The organism is Nocardiopsis ganjiahuensis DSM 45031 (assembly GCF_000341085.1).
GTDB classification, from domain to species: domain Bacteria; phylum Actinomycetota; class Actinomycetes; order Streptosporangiales; family Streptosporangiaceae; genus Nocardiopsis; species Nocardiopsis ganjiahuensis.
Genome location: NZ_ANBA01000002.1, coordinates 224,250 through 242,739, shown reverse-complemented (window position 1 = coordinate 242,739; position 18,490 = coordinate 224,250). Strand labels below are relative to the sequence as shown.

17 protein-coding genes are annotated in these 18,490 nt (G+C 70.8%); 12 read left to right on the top strand and 5 right to left on the bottom strand.

Annotated features, from left to right (window positions below):
- Positions 1-69: 69 nt before the first annotated feature.
- From D458_RS0101710 to D458_RS0101670, 8 genes are all read left to right on the top strand, one after another.
- Positions 70-1,710, top strand: a complete 1,641-nt coding sequence (locus D458_RS0101710; protein WP_017584999.1) for a serine hydrolase domain-containing protein — start codon at positions 70-72, stop codon at positions 1,708-1,710.
- Positions 1,711-1,870: 160 nt separating this feature from the next.
- On the top strand, positions 1,871-2,152 hold the full coding sequence (locus D458_RS35200) for an ArsR/SmtB family transcription factor (RefSeq protein ID WP_083936212.1): 282 nt from the start codon (positions 1,871-1,873) through the stop codon (positions 2,150-2,152).
- Between the two features lie 370 nt (positions 2,153-2,522).
- On the top strand, positions 2,523-3,125 hold the full coding sequence (locus D458_RS0101695; protein WP_017584997.1) for a hypothetical protein: 603 nt from the start codon (positions 2,523-2,525) through the stop codon (positions 3,123-3,125).
- Positions 3,122-3,748: an SdpA family antimicrobial peptide system protein gene (locus D458_RS0101690; protein WP_017584996.1), complete on the top strand. Its 627-nt coding sequence runs from the start codon at positions 3,122-3,124 to the stop codon at positions 3,746-3,748. Before D458_RS0101695 ends, D458_RS0101690 begins: the two co-directional genes overlap by 4 nt.
- On the top strand, positions 3,745-4,806 hold the full coding sequence (locus D458_RS0101685) for a sporulation-delaying protein SdpB family protein (RefSeq protein WP_017584995.1): 1,062 nt from the start codon (positions 3,745-3,747) through the stop codon (positions 4,804-4,806). Before D458_RS0101690 ends, D458_RS0101685 begins: the two co-directional genes overlap by 4 nt.
- A gap of 56 nt (positions 4,807-4,862) precedes the next feature.
- Positions 4,863-5,291, top strand: coding sequence for an SdpI family protein (locus D458_RS0101680; protein ID WP_017584994.1), 429 nt, complete (start codon positions 4,863-4,865; stop codon positions 5,289-5,291).
- Between the two features lie 145 nt (positions 5,292-5,436).
- On the top strand, positions 5,437-5,853 hold the full coding sequence (locus D458_RS0101675) for a thiol-disulfide oxidoreductase DCC family protein (protein ID WP_026118895.1): 417 nt from the start codon (positions 5,437-5,439) through the stop codon (positions 5,851-5,853).
- Positions 5,854-5,880: 27 nt separating this feature from the next.
- Complete coding sequence (locus D458_RS0101670) at positions 5,881-6,294, top strand: SdpI family protein (protein ID WP_017584992.1); 414 nt, start codon at positions 5,881-5,883, stop codon at positions 6,292-6,294.
- A 14-nt stretch (positions 6,295-6,308) separates the two neighbouring features.
- On the opposite strand, the gene D458_RS0101665 is transcribed toward D458_RS0101670, so the two are convergent.
- The gene (locus D458_RS0101665) at positions 6,309-7,193 is read right to left on the bottom strand and encodes a hypothetical protein (RefSeq protein ID WP_026118894.1); all 885 of its coding nucleotides are present in this window, start codon (positions 7,191-7,193) and stop codon (positions 6,309-6,311) included.
- 54 nt (positions 7,194-7,247) lie between these two features.
- On the opposite strand from D458_RS0101665, the gene D458_RS0101660 reads away from it, so the two are divergent.
- The gene (locus D458_RS0101660; RefSeq protein ID WP_017584990.1) at positions 7,248-7,844 is read left to right on the top strand and encodes an HD domain-containing protein; all 597 of its coding nucleotides are present in this window, start codon (positions 7,248-7,250) and stop codon (positions 7,842-7,844) included.
- Positions 7,845-7,971: 127 nt separating this feature from the next.
- Here the strand turns inward: D458_RS0101660 and D458_RS0101655 are convergent, their stop codons facing one another.
- Positions 7,972-8,850: a phosphotransferase gene (locus D458_RS0101655; protein ID WP_204366876.1), complete on the bottom strand. Its 879-nt coding sequence runs from the start codon at positions 8,848-8,850 to the stop codon at positions 7,972-7,974.
- A gap of 166 nt (positions 8,851-9,016) precedes the next feature.
- On the bottom strand, positions 9,017-10,816 hold the full coding sequence (locus D458_RS0101650; protein WP_017584988.1) for a hypothetical protein: 1,800 nt from the start codon (positions 10,814-10,816) through the stop codon (positions 9,017-9,019).
- Positions 10,817-11,098: 282 nt separating this feature from the next.
- Between D458_RS0101650 and D458_RS0101645 the strand changes: the two genes are divergently transcribed.
- Positions 11,099-12,523 (top strand): aldehyde dehydrogenase family protein, encoded by a 1,425-nt coding sequence (locus D458_RS0101645; protein ID WP_017584987.1) that lies wholly within the window; start codon positions 11,099-11,101, stop codon positions 12,521-12,523.
- A gap of 111 nt (positions 12,524-12,634) precedes the next feature.
- On the opposite strand, the gene D458_RS0101640 is transcribed toward D458_RS0101645, so the two are convergent.
- Complete coding sequence (locus D458_RS0101640; RefSeq protein ID WP_017584986.1) at positions 12,635-13,714, bottom strand: trypsin-like serine peptidase; 1,080 nt, start codon at positions 13,712-13,714, stop codon at positions 12,635-12,637.
- A gap of 198 nt (positions 13,715-13,912) precedes the next feature.
- Positions 13,913-15,544 (bottom strand): CocE/NonD family hydrolase, encoded by a 1,632-nt coding sequence (locus D458_RS0101635; RefSeq protein WP_017584985.1) that lies wholly within the window; start codon positions 15,542-15,544, stop codon positions 13,913-13,915.
- Between the two features lie 335 nt (positions 15,545-15,879).
- On the opposite strand from D458_RS0101635, the gene dxr reads away from it, so the two are divergent.
- A complete protein-coding gene (gene dxr, locus D458_RS0101630) occupies positions 15,880-17,082 on the top strand; it encodes a 1-deoxy-D-xylulose-5-phosphate reductoisomerase (RefSeq protein WP_017584984.1) in 1,203 nt (400 codons plus the stop codon).
- Positions 17,083-17,110: 28 nt separating this feature from the next.
- Complete coding sequence (locus D458_RS0101625) at positions 17,111-18,466, top strand: M50 family metallopeptidase (RefSeq protein WP_017584983.1); 1,356 nt, start codon at positions 17,111-17,113, stop codon at positions 18,464-18,466.
- Positions 18,467-18,490 lie beyond the last annotated feature (24 nt).

Here is an 18,490-nt window from a genome sequence, read left to right as displayed (position 1 = left end):
GCGTTCCTCCCGGAGCGGCGATGACAGCGGCGACTACAGAAGACGGGCCGTTGCGGTGAACCTGGAGGCATGGCTTCCCCTGACTTCTCCCGGGTCACCGACCCCGTACCTCCGCCCGCCGAACCGGCCCGCACACACCGTGCACCGGCCGCGCCCCGACGGGTCCGGCTGACCGCCCTCGCGGTCGGTGCCGCCGTGGCCGTCCTCGCCTACCTCTTCGCCCCCGCGCAGTCCGCCCCCGCCACCGGGTTCGCCGGGGACGAGGCGCTCGCCGCGGACGTCGAGAGGCTCCTGGGCGACCGGATCGTCGAGGTCCAGGGCCTGTCCGTGGCCCGGTTCGACCTGGAGGATCCCGGCTCCGTGGAGTGGGCGGCCGCCCGGGACGCGGACGGCGGCGTCCCGGTCGACGAGCACACCCCGGTGGAGACCGGGTCGGTGTTCAAGGTGGTCACCGGCATGCTCCTGGCCGACATGGTGGAGCGGGGGGAGACCTCCCCGGACCGCACCCTCGCCGAGATCTTCCCTGACGCCGGGTTCGCCGATCCCGAGGTCGCCTCCATCACCCTGCGGGAGCTGGCCACCCACCACTCGGGGCTGGGCGCCGTACCCGACGGGGACGGGCTCGGCGTCACCCTCGCCTCCCTCAGCCTGACCGGCCCCTACGAACGAGCCACGCCGCCGCTGGAAGGGCTGGCCGGGACCCGGGCCGGGGCCAAGGACCAGTACGTGTACTCCAACCTCGGCTTCGCCGTCCTGGGGCACGCCCTGGCCGCCGAGGCCGGGACCACCTACCCGGATCTGGCCCGCGAGAGGGTCCTGGACCCGCTGGGCATGGACGACACCGTCATCGCGGAGGAAGGGACCCCCGAAGGTGCCGCCCCGAGCCACTACGAACCGGGGGTGCGGGTCGCACCGTGGTCCGCCGCCGACTACGCTCCCGCCGGCGTCGCCACCTGGAGCACCGTCTCGGACCTGGTCGCCCTGACCTCGGCCGTGGCCGACGGCAGCGCCCCGGGGGCCGACGCGGCCGAAATCGTGTCGGAGGACGTGAGCATCGGAGGGGCTCCCTCAGGTGACGAACCCGCCGGTGAGACCGGGGCCGCCGGAAGCCTCTCCATGGGTCTGGCCTGGCACCGGATGGACAGCCCCGAACACGCGCCGGTCACCTTCCACAACGGGAAGGTCTACGGGGCCTCCTCGATGGTGGCCTTCGATGGTGAACGGGCCGTGGTCCTCCTGGGCAACACCATGACCCTGCAGGAGACCGCCCTGGCCATGGGGCTGATGGACGACGAGCGGGGCGAACCCCTGACCACCCCGCCGTTGACCGTCCCGATGTCCGTCCTGACCGCGTTCCTCCTGGTGGTCCCGCCGCTCCTGCTGCTGGCCCTGGTGGCCCGGCGCCGCACCCTGGTCACCCAGCGCCCGATCGACCGGCTGCGCGTCGTGTCGCTCACCCTGGGCAACCTGGCCTGGCTGGCCTACCTGCAGCGCGCCGGTGTCTGGACCGAACTGCCCACCGGGCTGTTCGCGCTCTCGGCCGGAGCCGTGGCCGCCGCGGTCACGGTGGGCGTGTGGCACTGGCGGCGGGTGCCGGTGGAGGCGGGCCGCTTCCGCTGGCTGCACGTGACCGTGTTCGTCCTGTCGGTGCTCTTCTCCCTCGGCCTGGTAACGCTGATGACCTGGGGAATCACGGCCGCCTGGTCCTGATCGGCCGGTGGCCCCGAGGTGCCGGCCGCCGGGTGTCGGACCGGACCGAACGGTCGTCGTGACCATGAGTGCTTCGCCGAACTTCGGGCATCACCACAGGGCTCGCGCGCCCTGTCCCGCCGCATCGTAAGGATGACATCCTCCGAAGAAGGGGAAGCACGTGCTCGCCGACGCCTTCTACTCGTCACTGGCCCACCCCAGCCGCAGGGAGATCATCAGGGTCCTGACCGAGAACCCGCCGCTCTCGGCCGGTTCCCTGGCCGCGCGGGTGGGGGTGTCCAGATCCAATCTCTCCGCGCATCTGAGACCGCTCAGGGAATCACGGGTCGTTCGGTGGAGTCGTCGTGGAAACGTCATCATGTACACGGTCGACCAGGAGGTTCTGGCCGCTTGCCTACGGGAGACGGCGGAGTCCCTCAACGTGAGCCTGGAGGAATCCTGATCGTCCTGGGTGGCGTCCGATCCACCTTTTTCACTATGTGTTGAAATACTGCCGGCCTTCCGGGGGCGACCCCCCCGGAAGGCCGTTCTGTTGCGTCTTCCTCCCGCATCGCCCCCGTGGATACAGGCGAAGAGGCGGTCACGTTGGGTGAAGAAGTGTGTACGATTCATGTTTGAATATTTGTTTGAATTCTTGAATTAACAGCTCGAGAAGGCGCCTGATTCCCCTGTCGGTCCTTCTTGATATGCCATGAGAAAGCCATTTACGAGTTCATGTTATTTTCTCGTTCCCTCGGTTATCTTCGGTCTGCTGATTCGGTCCCACGAGCTGGATCGGAGACGGCAGTCCATCGAGGAAATGGGGTAATGAAGTGAAGAAGAAGTGGATCGCCCTCGTGGCGGCCGGTTCCCTGGTCCTGGGTACACCGGTCGTGGTGAACGCCCAGGATTCCCTGGGCGGCCCCGCCCAGGTCCGGAGCGCCTCCTCCGAGGACGTGCTCAGCGCCGCGTTCTTCGGCACCGGGCCGCTCGCGGGCGACGAGCTCCGCGCCACCCTTCCGGAGGAGATCTCCCAGGAGAAGTGGGACGGGCAGGTCTCCGCGGCCATGGACGAACTGGTCGCCCATGACGCGGAGGAGGTCGACCGGATCGCGGAGGACCTCACCAGTGGTTCCCCGGTGCTGGTCGAGCAGGCCGTGGCCGACGGCGAGGCCCTGATGACCGAGGCCTTCGCCCTCGACGAGAGCGAAGACGACGGTTACGTCTCCCCGCGCTGCGGTCTGTTCGGCGCCGTCTGCGTGGCAGCGGCCTTCGCCTTCGGCCTGTCCACGGCGGTCGCACAGAACTCGGTGGCGGTCACCACCGTCGCCGCCGTGACCCAGGCCGCCTGGCGCTGGAACGGGGTCGGCTCGGCCGAGTCCCAGCTGGAGCGGGAACAGGCGATCGCCATCTACACGGAGAGCCTGGCCGCATGAGTTCCGACATCCTGGGGGCCCTTTCCCCAGGAGGTGCCGCCCGGGAGGCCGAGGTCTCCCGGGCCCGGCGCCCCTTCCTGGCCGGGGCCTGCCTGACGCTCCTCCTCGCCGGGCTCTCGCTACTGCTGGCCGTGCCCTCCAGCGTCGTCATGAGCCCGTCGACGGCCGACGCCCTCGTTCCGCTCAAGCAGGCGGCGCCCCAGGGGTGGGCCTTCTTCACACGCGATCCGACCCAGGAGTACATCGTGCTCTACCGACACGACGGTGAGAGTTGGGAAACGGTCAGCAGCGTCTCCGCGTCGGGGGCCGACAACCTGTTCGGCTCGGACCGGAGCCGACGGACGGAGTCGTACGAGATCGAGATGGTCGTCAACGAGCTGCCCGAGGAGGAGTGGGTGGAGTGCGGCCGGGCGCGGACCATGGCGGAGTGCCTTCCCGAGACCCCGGGGGCCGGCGTGGGAGTCCGTTCCCACGCGGAGGAGCCCAGGTTCTGCGGACCCGTCGTCTACGCCCGTTTCGAACCCGTGCCCTGGGCCTGGGCCGCCCTGGCCGAGGAGGTCCCTCTGGGGTACGTGGAGACCGACATCGACTGCCGGAACATGGAACGGGGTGAGGAGCCGTGAGTACCGGCAACCGGCCGGCAGGCCCTCTCGCCGCCTGGCGTGACCGCGTCGTGGTCAGGATGCTGGACCACACGCCGCACAACCCCGCCCTGGGCCTGGCCCGGACCCTGCTCGCGGTCGGGACCCTGATCGCCCTGGTCTCCACCCCGGTCCAGCACCTGTTCTACGTCAGTCCGCCCAGGCCCGACGGCCGGCTCTGCGAGGGCGTCCTGGGGTCGGCGGGGCTCTTCTGCCTGGCACCCCTGGATCAGCTGGAGGCCGCACGGTGGGCGGCCGTCGCGATCCTGGTGGTCGTCGCCTCGGGGTTCGCGCCGCGGTGGACGGCCGTCCCGCACTGGTGGGTGTCCTTCTCGGTCTACTCCTCCAGCAACGCCATGGACGGCGGTGACCAGGTCGCCGCCGTCCTCACGCTGCTCCTCCTGCCGCTGTGCCTGACCGACCGGCGCCGCTGGCACTGGACCACCGACACCGGGGCCGGGCGCAGGTCCCCCGGGTTGCGCGTCGCCAACGGCTTCGTGCTCCTGCTGCTCTGGTTCCAGGTGTGCGTCATCTACTTCCACGCCAGCGTCGGCAAGCTCGCCGTGGTGCAGTGGCGGGACGGGACCGCCCTCTGGTACTGGACCATGTTCCCCACCTTCGCGGTCCCCGAGCCCCTGTACGCGCCGATGTCGTGGCTGCTGTCGCACGGTGTCGTGGTCGCGTCCCTGACCTGGGGGACGCTGGCCCTGGAGTTCTTCCTCGCCTGTTGTCTGTTCGCCGGACCGATGCTGCGGCGGCTCGGGCTCGGCCTGGGTGTCGCCCTCCACCTGGGCATTGCCGTGCTCATGGGACTGCCGGGCTTCTCCACCATCATGTTCGGCGCCCTCGTGCTCTACCTGCTGCGCCCGGGTGACCCCCTGCCGGAGGCCCTGACCGGATGGGTGAGCAGGAGGGTCGGCGGGAGGACCGGAGAGAGGACCGGAGGTGAGACCGGCGTGAAGGACACGACGACGGCCCAGACGGGTGCCAGTGCCGCTCGTGAGCCCGTCCCGGATCCCGAGCCCGTACCCGCCGACTAGAAGACCCGCGGGCCCGATTCCCGCGAAACCCGAAGAACACGAGAGGGGTCGTCCCAGTGCTCATCACCTCCGTCCACGGCACGGTCCTGGCATCATCGGACCCTCCGCTGACCGGCTGGCCGCTGTACCTGCTCCTGGCGTCGGTGGTCGCCATGGTGGCGGCCCTGTGCTCCGTGGCCTGGCTGGGCGCGCGCGGCCGGATCAGACCCAACGTCGCCTTCGGCATCCGGACCGCCTACACCCTGGGCGACGACAGGGCCTGGTACACCGTCCACCGGCTCTCCGCCCCCTGGACGATGGCCGCCGGCGTGGTCATGGCCACTTCCCTGGCCCTCGTGCCCCTGGCACAGGGGCCGGACCTTCAGATGGTCGCGCTGCTGGTGCCGATGGCGATCGGTGTCGCACTGCTCCTCGCCGGCTCGTGGCGGGCGCACAGAACCGCCCGGGCCGCCGACCGGAGCCGGGCCGGCGCCGAGGGTGCATGACGGGTCTCTCATGACCTCTGTCCCTGTTGGAGGGGGAGGTCGGTGGTGCAGGATGGCGGCGGTGTCCGTTTCCGGGCCCGCGGTTGTGAGGGCCGACACCGGACACCCCCGGCTGGGGGCGAACCTTTGAGGGAAGGATGGGGGTATGGGAGACACAGTGGACAAGAACGGACCATCCGGGGCGGGGTTGTTCCTGTACGACCGGGACTGCGGCTTCTGCCAGCGGGCGGTCGGCTTCGCCCAGAACCGCCTCCGCACTCGAACCGCCTTCGCGGCCTGGCAGGACGTCGATCTGGCCGCCGTGGGACTGACCCCCGAACAGACCGACGAACAGGCCTGGCTCGTGTCTCCGGACGGGAGCCTGCTCGCCGGTGGTGACGCGGTCGCCGGGGTCCTTCTGGGGGCGGGCCTGCCCGCCCGGGTCCTCGGCCGCATCATGCTGCTGCCCGGGGTGCGCGTGCTCAACCGCGCCGCCTACCGGGTGGTGGCCGCCAACCGGTACCGGCTCCCCGGCGGGACCGCCGCCTGCGCCCTCCCCTCCCCACCCGACCCGAGGCAGTAGAACGCAGCAGCAGTGAAGGAAGTGACCGTGAATCCGCTGGCCGAGAACACCGACCAGATGATGCCCCTGATCCCGTTCGTCCTGGTCATGTCGAGCGTGGTGGTCATGGCGGTCGTGCTGGTGCTGATGGGGGTGCTGGGAGCCCGACGGCGGATCAAGCCGAACGGGTTCTTCGGCATCCGGACCGCCTACACGTACTCCAGCGACTTCGCCTGGTACACCGTGCACGGGCTCGCCGCCCGCTGGTCGGTCATGGCCGGGATCGCCTGCCTGCCCTCGCTGGTCCTGATTCCGGTGGCGACGACCCCGAACGGACAGATCGCGGCCCTGCTCGTGCCCATGGGGCTCGGCATGCTGCTGCTGACTTTCGGCATGTGGCGTGCGCACAAGGTGGCCCGGGCCCGCGAGGTCCGGGAGGCGGGCCGAGCCGACCTGCCCTGATCGGTCCGGGGCACTCAGACCGCCGCGCGAAGCTCCCGGCACACGGCCAGGACCCGCTCGCGCAGCACCGCGCCGCGTTCGGCGAAGTCGCGCTGGTGGTCCATGTAGGCCGCCTTGCCCTCGGCGGTCTCGATCCGCACCGGCTCGTACCCCCACTCCCGCAGGTCGTACGGCGAGGCGCGCATGTCCAGCACCCGGATCTCCTTCGAGAGCTCGAAGCAGTCCGCCACCAGCTCCGAGGGCACGGCAGGGGTGAGCTTGTACGCCCACTTGTACAGGTCCATGTTGGCGTGCAGGCAGCCCGGCTGGTCCAGCTCCGCCTGGCGCTCCCGGGTGGGCTGCAGGGTGTTGAGCGGGCGCGCGGGAGCGGTGAAGAACCGGAACGCGTCGAAGTGCGAGCACTGGACGCGGTGCGACTCCACGACCCGGTCGGTGCCCTCGTGGCCCAGCCGCAGCGGCACCTGGCCGTGCCGGACCTCCTCGGTCCGGTACACCATCGCCCACTCGTGCAGTCCGAAACAGCCCAGGTGCGCGGGGCGCTCGGCCACCGAGGACAGCAGGCGCTCCACGAAGTCCAGCACCGGCCGGGCGGCCAGGAACGCCGGTACGTCCAGCCCCACCCCGCCGGGGAGTTCGGTGTAGAAGCGCTCCGAGAGCCGCTCGCGGGCGCCCTCGCCGAGGAGCACCGAACCCGCGCCGGGGTGCCAGCGCCGCAGCTGTGACGGTTTGAGGTTGTAGTAGGTGAACAGGAAGTCCTCGACGGGGTGCCGCTCGCCCGCGCTCCTGCGCCGCAGGTGGTCGCCGACCAGCGCGTCCACGCGCCGCTCGTGCAGCTCGGCGCGCTCGCGCCACTCCGTCTCCGCCAGGCCCGTCAGGACCCCGGTACTCGTTCCCGTCACGGCCCCCAGGGTACGCGCGCTCACCGGAACACGATCCTGACTAGTGTTCTGAGGGTGCTGATCCCCACCGACGAACAGATCCGGGCCCTCCACGAGCGCCACGCGCCCACCCCCGAGGCCTTCGAGCGCGTGTACACCCACTGCCGGGCCGTGTGCGAGGCGGCCGAACAGCTCCTCGTCCGCGCCGCCCCGGGTGTGAACGCCGACCTCGTCCGCGCCGGATGCCTGCTCCACGACATCGGCGTCTACCGGCTGTACGGCCCCGACGGTCGGCTCGACGGTTCCCGGTACGTCAGCCACGGGGTGCTCGGCCACGAGCTCCTGGCGGAGGAAGGGCTCTCAGAGACCCTGTGCCGGTTCTGCTCGCACCACACGGGTGTGGGGTTGACCAGTGAGGACGTGCGTTCCCAGGGGCTGCCCGTCCCGGTCGCCGACTACCTCGCCGAGTCCCCCGAGGAGGAGCTGGTCATGTACGCGGACAAGTTCCACAGCAAGTCCGAGCCCCCGGTCTTCCTCACCGCGGCCTCCTTCGCGGCCAAGGTGCGGCGCTTCGGCCCGGACAAGGAGCTCCGCTTCAAGGAGCTGGTGGAACGCCACGGCGAGCCGGACCTGGCCGCGCTGTCCGACTCCTACGGCCACCGGGTGGTCTGAGGGCGGCCCTGGAGGATCTCGCCGCTCGCGTGGCATGGAGCGGTGCCGTGGACCGAGGTCTCCCCGGTGGTCTCACGCCCTGGCCGGAGGGTTCCGTCCCACGGTCGTGTCATCTCCTCAGGTGCCGTCAGTCCACGCGTTGTTCGGCGAGGTCCAGCCAGTGCTCCACGTCCGCCGGGGTGAAGTGTCTGATGGCCCAGTCGACCATGCGAAGGCTCATGTGAGCCCATGCGGGCCGCAGGACGTCCTCGGGCAGCGCATCGAGGACAGCGTCGAGACGCCGTGTCACCCCCGGGTCGGCTTCCTTCGAGTGAACGCCGAATCGCAGGGTCACCAAGTCGAATCGTCGATCACCGCGGGCGGCACCGTCCCAGTCGACGACGCCGGTGATCGAGCCGTCGGCCGCCAGGAGGTTGCCGGGGTGGAAGTCCAGGTGCACGGCGTCGTGCCCGGCCATCCGGTCGGGGTGGTCCGCGCCGACAGCGGTGATCCGACGTTCGAGTTCGGCACTGCGGCGGTTGTGCTGACGCAGAGGGTCGTGCAGGCAATATCCGGGCCCGTCCTCACGAAGGTGGAACTCCGCTGTCGGGACATCGGGGCGGTCGGCGAGCCGATCGGCCTGCAACTGGTTGAGTTCGAGCGCCTGGTCCAGGCCGCGGTGGTCCAGGTGGTCGATCTTCGTGCCCGGCAGGAGCTCTTGCACCATGACCACCGCGTGGCCGACCTGGGCGATCAGCTCGGTAGCCGGCGCCGGATAACCTGCCGACCGCAGCGCTTCGGTAACGGCGAGCGGTCCTGCCCGCATGTCCGCCGCCTGGCTGTGCGGTCGCCGTGTGAGGACGGAGCGGTGGCCGTCGGGCCAGCGCACATAGGCTGCACCCACCTGCCCGCCCGGGCAGAGGGCTTCCAGGACCAAGCGGACACCGGTCCGGGTGTGAAGGGCGTCGATCGTCCGGGCGGCATCGAGCCGCTCAGCACGCGCCCGACTCTGCGGTGGAGAAGTCACCGGACCGATTGTCGCTGCCCGCCTCGCCGTCTTCAAACGCTCAGCTCACTCCACCGTGGTTCTCATTCGCGGGGTGCTCGGATCCGTGGCCGGTCGGCCGGTCGGCGGCCATGCTCCATGAGGTTCGGCCACCCGGTTCGAGACTCTGCGGCGGTCCGGTCCCGGTTCAGTTCGACTGCTGGACGGGGAGGTGGCGGCCCAGGTAACCCACGTACACCCGGTTGGTGGTGTCCGGGCCCAGGTGCGGGAAGAAGTACAGCCGGGGGCAGATGCCGTACTCGATGTCCAGTTTGATGTGCGCGTACATCGGCACCCGGCCGTCGGGGGCCACCTCGGTCGGCACCCGGAACACCCGCTTCTCCTGGAGCTTGCCCCGGTTGCGGACGTAGTCCGACTCCTGTGAGGCCAGCCGCTTGACCGGGATCACCCGGTAGCCGTTCGGGGGGTCGCGCAGGTAGGAGTGGAAGCCCAGACCGCTGCCGGGGTTGTCGAACTGGTAGCGGGCGTAGTCGTTCAGGGCCAGCAGCGCCTCCCAGGCCCGGGTCACCCACAGGGCCTCCTTGCGGCTGTCGGACAGTTCGTACACCGTCTGGGCCTCGATGGTGAAGAACAGGTGCGGCAGGGCCGAACCGTCGGTGATCCGTTCCAGCAGCTCCGCCACGCTGGACGGCGGCCGGTGCTCGGGGTCGCGCGGGGCCGGGGTCGCGGCCAGCCGGAACAGGCCCGCCTCCCGTGCCCGGTCGCGCAGCCACCGCACCTCGTAGAGGGCGGTGCGGCGCTCCTCACGGGCCGCGTCCAGTTCCTCGGCCAGGTCGGCGGTCTCCGCGAGCAGCGCCTGGCGTTCCTCCGACAGCTCCCCGATCCGCGCGCTGAGCCTGCGCACCTCTTCCCGGAGCCGCTGTGTCTGTTCCTCCTGGAGCTGTGCGGCGGCCAGCTCCGCCATGGTGACCGAGTCCCGCTCGGACTGGTGTGTGATGACGTTCCCCGATCCTGTGGGCGGTGACTGCTGGGGGAGCGGGGGAACGGTGTCGGGTCCTCGGCGCAGGTCGTCGGTCTCCTCCGACAGGAGGGCGTCGATCGCCCTGAGGGCTTCGGGCAGGACCAGCCCGACGGCGTTGTCACGCACCTTGCGGGACAGGGCCGCTCCCACCCAGTTGCGGACGCGGTCGCCGTCGCGTGCGGTGTCCAGGGTGGTCGGGCTCATCCGCGGGTGGCGCTGGGCGTCCGCCTCGTCGGCTGGGTCCACCCCTGGTAAGAACGTACGCACGCCGCCTGCCGGGATGTCCAGGTCACGGGGGAGCAGGCCGCCCACCCGGTCCAGGGCGGCCCCGTCCAGCACGTACCCGGCGCACATGCCGGTGCAGCGGGACAGGGTCCCCGCCATCGCGTTGCGCCAGTCGGCGACGGTCACGTCCCGGGGCGCTCCGGTGGCGACGACCGCCAGCCTTCGCAGGGGGTCGAGGACGGTCGAGATCAGGGCCGCCACGTCGGCCTCGTCCCGGCCGCGCACGATCCTGGGGGCGGACGGCAGCGGGTGCGCGCCGTCGTGGGCGCCGACCGCCTCCAGCAGCATGCGGGCCGCCTCGGGCGGCATCACGTCCAACCGGGGCGCGTCGGGGGTGTCGGCGGCGGCCGTGGGATCGACGGTCATGTCGAGCCACACGTAGTTCCACGGGGAGAGTTCGGGGTCGACGACGACGGTGGCCAGGGTCCGCCACACCCCGTCCGCCTTGTCGGACTCGGTGGTCAGCCGGAGGAAGGTGAGGCCCTCGTCGGCGTTGTCGTGCCGCGCGACCAGGGCACGGGACCTGTGGCTCAGCTCGTAGCGGCCCGAGGCGGCGAAGTCCACGCGCGCGCCCGAGTTGCCGCGTTTGCTCAACCAACGGGAGAGGACGGCCGAGGTGACGGCGACGAGGTCCCTGTCGTCGTCCGGGACGGCGACGAGCGTGCGGTAGACGAGCGGCAATGGGCACTCCTGGGTTCCCGTCGGCGGCGGACCCGAGGGGTCTGGCCCAGTGGTCTCCCCGGAGTCGGTGCTGGCAGAGCCCTCCCTCACCACTGTGTATCAAGGATCGTCCAGACGCCAGCCGGTTGACCAAAGATCCCTTGACCGGGTTGCCGTCCCGCGGTTCAAACACCGAACCGAGGAGAACTTCGCCCCGGATGCGCCACAGTGGCCAACGCCGGGGTCCGGATTGGCAACTGTGGACAAGGCCGGGGGAGCGGGGCGGGGGTTAGCGTCGCCGACATGACCACGCACCCCTTCTGGCTGGCCGGTACCGCCGCGACCGGCGACACCGAAATGACCGTCCTCAATCCCTACACCGGTGAGGCGGCCGGTGTCGTCTCCGTGCCCACCGAGGCCCAGGTGGAGGCCGCCGTCGCCGCCGCGCACGCGGTGGCAGCCGAGGCCGCAGCCCTGCCCGCGCACGTCCGCGCCGGGGCCCTCGACCACATCTCCCGGCGCATCGGAGAGCGCGCGGAGGAGATCGCCCAGGTCATCACCGCCGAGAGCGGCAAGCCGATCAAGTGGGCCCGCGCCGAGGCCGGGCGCGCCGTCTCGGTGTTCCGCTGGGCCGCCGAGGAGACCCGCCGGGACAGCGGAGAGCTCCAGCGCCTGGACACCGACCCGGGCGGCACCGGGCGGATGGCGATGATCCGCCGGGTCCCCAAGGGGCCGGTTCTGGGCATCTCGCCGTTCAACTTCCCGCTCAACCTGGTCGCCCACAAGGTCGCCCCGGCCATCGCCGTGGGCGCGCCGGTGGTCCTCAAGCCCGCTCCGGCCACCCCGATGACCGCGCTGCTCCTCGGTGAGATCCTCGCCGAGACCGACCTGCCCGCGGGCATGTTCTCGGTGCTGCCCATGCCCAACGAGCTGGCCGCCCCGCTGATCACCGACGAGCGGCTGCCCGTGGTCTCCTTCACCGGCGGCCCGTTCGGCTGGGAGATCCAGCGGCGCGCCCCGCACAAGCACGTCACCCTGGAGCTCGGCGGCAACGCCGCGGCCGTGGTGCTGGACGACGCCGACCTCGACTGGGCGGCTCAGCGGGTGGCGCTGTTCGGCAACAACCAGGCCGGCCAGGTGTGCATCGGCGTGCAGCGGGTCGTGGTCACCGAGTCCGTCTACGAGGAGTTCCTCCCGCGCCTGGTCGCCCAGGTGGAGGCGCTGGGCACCGGCGACCCGGCCGACCCGAAGACCGACGTCGGCCCCCTGGTCGACGAGGCCGCGGCGGACCGGGTCTCGTCCTGGATCGGTGAGGCGGTCACCGCCGGGGCCCGCCTGATGACCGGCGGCACCCGTGACGGCGTCACCGTGGCGCCGACCGTCCTGGCCGACGTCCCCTCCGACGCCAAGGTCGTGCGCGAGGAGGTGTTCGGTCCGGTTCTGGTCGTGCAGCGGGTCGCCGACACCGACGCCGCCTTCGCGGCGGTCAACGACAGCGACTTCGGCCTCCAGGCCGGGATCTTCACCCGGGACCTGCCCACGGCCTTCCGCGCCCACCGGGAGCTGGAGGTCGGGGGTGTGGTCATCGGTGACGTGCCCACCTTCCGCGCCGACCAGATGCCCTACGGCGGCGTCAAGCGCTCGGGTGTGGGCAAGGAGGGCCTGCGCGCCGCCATGACCGACCTCACTCACGAGCGGGTCCTCGTCCTCACCGGCATCGACCTGTAGGACCCCCGGGACTCCCGGGACGAGGAGAAGCGGCGGGGCGGCGGTGACCGGACAACGGCACCGCCGCCCCGCCGCTTCGGTTCGGTTCGGCGCGGTCGTGGCGTGGCGGGGCTAGAGCTGGGAGGCGTGCTCGAAGAGGCGCTTCGCCTCGGCGCCCAGGCGCGGACCGTACTGGGTGTTGCGGTCGTCGGCGTACTTGAAGCTGACCACCGAGGAGATGGTGCCCTTGCCGCTGGCGGTGTCGAAGTCGCTGAACCAGGGGCCGCCGCTGGAGCCCTGGGTCATGGTGCAGCGGACCCCGTTGGCGGTGGTGCCGCCGGTGTCCGGGACCGTTCGGCCGGAGCAGTAGTGCAGGTCGCGGCCGTCGTAGGGGGAGGCGGCCGGGTACCCGAAGGTGTACACCTGCACCCCGTCGCGCACCTGCTGTTCGGTCCAGGTGTCGAAGGCCAGCCTCTGCGCGCCGACCCGCTCCTGGACCGCGGTTCCGCCGTCCTTGTTCAGCACGACCATCGCGAAGTCGTAGCTGTCGTCGGCGTTGTTGGACCACTGCGGCGCGACCATGAGGTCGCGGGCGGTGAACTTGCCGTGCGGGCTCTCGCCGTCGTCGTAGCCGGGAACGAAGGTCCAGTTGCGGGCCCAGGAGCCCTTGCCGTCCTTGGCGCAGTGCCCGGCGGTCACCAGGGTGCTGCTGTTGGCGGAGTCCACGACCGAGGCCGAACAGGTGAAGTCACGGCCGTCCATGGTCAGGTACACCTTGCCGGTGGTCTCCGTGACCAGCCCGCCGTCGTTCCAGCGTTCGCCGTCGCTGTCGGGGCGGGCGGCCTGGGGCTCGACCTCGGCGGAGGGCTGCTGGAGGGGTTCGGCGAGTCCGAGGGCGGAGTCGACCAGGCTGGAGATGGGCTGTGCGGCGGCCATCCGCTCGCTGGTCCAGTAGTCGAGGACGGCGGCGTTCTGCTCGTTGGTCACGGCTCCGGTCTGGTGGACGACCCCGTCCGTCCGGGTGGCGGTGACCCTGCTCTGCTGGGCCGGCTGCGCGGGGGCGAGCGAGTCCGGGAGGACGGCCGAGGCGTGGATGGCCTGGGTCACGGCCGAGGCCGGGGCGGGAAGGTGGTCGAAGACGGCCAGGCCCCCGAGGGCGACCGCGGCGGCGGCCAGCGGGGCGAGGATCCTGCGTGCGGTGGACGAGGTCATGCCCACGATCTTCGCACACTTGGAGTAACCAGGTAACTACTTTTAGTTTGTGTCGTGGCTTTCCCGGGAACGGGGAGGCGGCCGACCGGCCCTGCGGGAGTCGGGGTCGGTCGACCGCCCGTTCCATGGTGCCCCGTTGACCGGAACACGGGGTTTCGGCGGTGATCAGCCGTCGGTAACCGGCCGAGCGGGAAGGATCTAGCCGAGCGGGATCGTCACCCTGGACGGGTTCTCCTCGGGGGAGGTCACCGTGATCCGGTTCCCGATCGTGCTCTCGCTGACGTAGCGGGCGTCCTTGCTGTCGACCACCACGGCCAGCCGGTGTCCGGCCGGGACGTCCCACACCACCGACGACAGCTCCGTCTCCACCGTGACCGGATCACCGGGGACGGCGTCGCGCAGGGTGTACGGGGCGTGGCTCAGCAGGGAGCCGGTGCCCCGGTCGTTGATCGCGTACAGGTACACGAACACCGACTGCTCCCCGGTGGTCGGGGTGACCGTGAACGTCACCTCGGGGACCCCGGCCACGCGGACGCCGTCGGGGTAGGCGGGGCTGGTCCACACCGCGGCCCGGTACCGGTCCACGGTGGGCAGGGACACCCCGGTGGGCACGTCGAAGAACTGCTGCAGCGCCCCGGACAGGATCACCGTTCCGCTGCGCGCCGTCGTGCCGATACCGGTGCGGAAGCCGTAGTTCCACCCTGTGGCGGGCCCGCCCTCCATGGCGCCGCTGCTCTGCCAGCGGCCCCAGCTGGTACTGGGCCGGCCGAGGTGGTACTCGTCGGATCCGGCGGTCACCGAGGGCCAGTCCGCGTGTGAGGTCCAGGCGCCGTTCCCGTTGTTGGGCTTGACGCGTACCGGGTCCTCGGTGTCGATGCCGTTGTCCTCGCCCTTGAGGTGGTGGTCGAACCAGCGGCCCAGGTCCTCCCAGGCCTCGTTGGGCAGCCCGACCGCGCCGAACGCCTCCGAGGTGGCGTGGTCGCCGGGGGAGAGCATCAGCCGCTTGGGGCCGGTCAGCTCCTCGTAGAAGTCGGCGACGTGCGCGGCGGGGAACATGCCGTCGTTCCAGCCGTGGGCCATCATCACCGCGGTCCCGTTGGCGTTGAGCTGGTCCACCTTGGTGGCGGCGGAGCGGTCCGGGGCCATCTCGAGGATGGGGTCGATGTTGCCCTTCCGGTACTCGCGCTCCATCTCCCGGAGCGACTCACCGGGGGTGCCGAGCAGGTTCCCGGCCAGGAGCAGCAGTTCGGCGGACTGCACGTCGATGGTCCGGTTGGGGTAGAGGGAGGCCTCCAGGTCGGCCCAGCCGCTCATGGAGCCGACCGCCTTGACCCGCTCGTCCTCGGCGGCGGTGAGCAGGCTGATCCCGCCTCCGTAGGAGATGCCGGCCATGCCGATGTTGTCGGGGTCGGCCTCGGTGTTCTCCAGCGCCCAGTCGATGACGGAGCCGGCGTCGGCCCGGTCGTCGGGGCCGGCCACCTCGATACCGCCGCCGGAGTCCCAGAACCCACGCGAACTGTAGGCGACGACCTGGTAGCCGGACTCCTCCGCCAGCTTCTTGGCGGCGCCGACGTAGAGGATGTGCGGGGTCCCCCAGGCGGAGGGCATGACCAGCAGGGGGAGCGGGCCCTCGACTCCGGTGGGGGTGATGACCTTGGCCTTCAGCTCGGTGCCGTCGTGGCTGACGATCGTCTCGTAGCTGATGGTCGACCCGACGGCGGCCTCGGCGGGCGCCGGCGACAGGGTGGCTGCCGCGACGATTGCCGCCGCGACACAGGAGAGGGTTCGAAGACGCGTGCCGGAGGGGGGGCGCGTGCGGACAGAGAACATGGCGGAAACCTCGGGGTGGGGGCGGGGAGGTTCCGATGGGCGTTCGCGCCTGGGTCGTGCTCCTTGGATCATCCCGAAAGCGTCCAAGCCGCACTCCCCAGCCATCGGGGGAGGGCCGGTGCCCGTGAGCACCGGCAGTGATCGGCATCTCTCTTTACTGTGAGGTAACTTACTCACGGGTTAAGTTAAGTGATCCGCGTGCCCTTGTAAAGACCCCGTGACGCCCCGGTGTCTCCTCCGTGTCGCAGGCGCCGGGGGTCGTCCACAGGCCAGGGGCGCGTGTGGGCGGGGTGCGCGACAATGGGGGAGTGCGAGAAGAACAGCAGCGAACAGTAGTGATCCTCGGCTCCACCGGCTCCATCGGGACCCAGGCCGTCGACATCGTCCAGCGCAACCCCGAACGCTTCCGCGTGGTGGGCCTGGCAGCCGGGGGCGGCCGTGCGGACCTGCTCGCGAAGCAGGCCGTCGACCTCGGGGTCGAGCGGGTGGCCGTGGCCGACCCGGCCCGCGCCGCCGACCTCTCCCGCCTCCTCGGCGAGCAGGGCTCCTCCGCCGAGGTGCTGGTCGGCGCCGAAGGGGTGGCCGAACTGGCCGCGTTCCCCTGCGACGTGGTCCTCAACGGGATCACCGGCGCCCTGGGGCTGGAGTCCACGCTCTCCGCTCTGCGGGCCGGAACCACCCTGGCCCTGGCCAACAAGGAGTCGCTGATCATCGGCGGGCCGCTCGTGCGCGATCTGGCCGCACCCGGCCAGATCGTCCCGGTCGACTCCGAGCACTACGCCATCGCCCAGTGCTTCCCGTACCTGCCCGAGGGCGAGCTCACCAGCCCGGCCCAGGGCCTGGTGCACGCCGGGCGCGCCGACGTCCGCCGCCTGGTCGTCACCGCCAGCGGCGGCCCCTTCCGCGGCCGCAGGGCGGACGAGCTCGCCGACGTCACCCCCGCCGAGGCGCTCAACCACCCGACCTGGAGCATGGGCCCGGTCATCACCGTGAACTCCGCGACCCTGGTCAACAAGGGGTTGGAGGTCATCGAGGCCAACCTGCTGTTCGACGTGCCCTTCGACCGGATCGACGTGGTCGTGCACCCGCAGTCGATCGTGCACTCCATGGTCGAGTACGTGGACGGCACCACCCTGGCCAAGGCCAGCCCGCCCAGCATGATGATCCCGATCGCCTACGGGATCGGCGCCCCCGAGCGCGTCCCCGACGCCGCACCGGGCATGGACTGGACGAGGGCGCAGAGCTGGACCTTCGAGCCGCTCGACCACGAGGCCTTCCCCGCGGTGCGGCTGGCCGCCGAGGTCGGTGCCGCGGGCGGTACGGCCCCGGCCGTCTACAACGCGGCCAACGAGGAGGCCGTCGACGCCTTCCTGAAGGGAAACCTCGCGTTCCCGGCCATCATGGACACTGTCTCCCAGGTAGTCTCTGAACACCAGCGGACGGACCATCCGGGTGCCTCGACCCTGACCCTGGACGACGTCTACGCCGCTGACACCTGGGCCCGAACCCGCGCGCGCGAGCTGCTCACCCGCGGCTGAGGACCGACATCGGCTTGAGGAGAGATGCATGGTCGTTCTGCTGACCGTGGTCGGGATCGTCCTGTTCGTGCTGGGACTGCTGTTCTCGATTGCCTGGCACGAGCTCGGCCACATGTCCACGGCCAAGATGTTCGGGATCAAGTGCACCGAGTTCATGGTGGGTTTCGGCAAGACGCTGTGGTCGGTGCGCCGGGGTGAGACCGAGTACGGGATCAAGGCCGTGCCGCTGGGCGGGTTCGTGCGCATGGTCGGCATGCTGCCGCCCGCCCGTCAGCAGAAGGACGCCGGCGCGAAGAAGATGTCGCGCTGGCGGGCCATGGCCGAGGACGCCCGTGAGGCCTCCTACGTCGACCTGGCACCCGAGGACCAGGACCGGCAGTTCTACCAGCGCGCCCCCTGGAAGCGCCTGATCGTCATGTTCGCCGGCCCGGGCATGAACCTCGTCCTGGCGGTCGTCCTGCTGGCCGTGCTCTTCATGGGGATCGGCGTCCCCAAGGAGACCACCCGGATCGGGATGGTCAGCGAGTGCGTCGTCCCGGCCGGGGTGAGCATCTCCGAGTGCACGGACGAGTACGCCCCCACCCCCGCCTTCGAGGCCGGGCTGGAGCCCGATGACGTCATCGTCTCGATCGGCGGCGAGCCCGCCCGGAGCGGCACCGTCAGCCAGCAGCTCCGCCAGTCCCTCGGCTCCACCGAGTTCGTGATCGAACGCGACGGCGAGCGCTTCACCACTGACATCGACATCGTCGAGAACGAGCTGCCCGCCCGAGACGCGGACGGGAACGTCGTCTACGAGACCGACGACCAGGGCGACCTCGTCTACGACGACCAGGGACGCCGCGTCGCTGCCACCGAGGTGGTCGGCTTCCTGGGCGTGGTGTTCGTGAACGAGCGCCAGGGCCTCACCGTCGGGGAGTCGGTCTCCGAGGTCGGCAGCATGCTGGTCAACGTCGGCGAGGCGATCATCGCCCTGCCCAGCCGGGTCCCCGAGGTGTTCGGAGCCGCCTTCCTGGGCGAGCAGCGCACCGAGGACTCACCGGTGGGCATCGTCGGCATCTCCCGCATCGGCGGCGAGATCATGTCGCAGGGTCTGCCGGTGATCGACACCGTCGCGATCATGCTCAGCATCCTCGCCAGCGTCAACCTCTTCCTCTTCGCCTTCAACATGCTGCCGATCCTGCCGCTGGACGGCGGGCACATGGCCGGGGCGATCTGGGAGTCGATCAAGAAGTGGACGGCCAGGCTCTTCAAGCGACCGGACCCGGGCCCGGTGGACGTCGCGCTGCTGACCCCGGTGGCCTACGTGATCGTGGCCTGTTTCCTGGTGTTCAGCGTGATCCTGCTCGTGGCCGACCTGGTCAACCCGGTGAAGCTCTTCGGCTGACCTCGCGGGCGGTCCCCGGAGCGT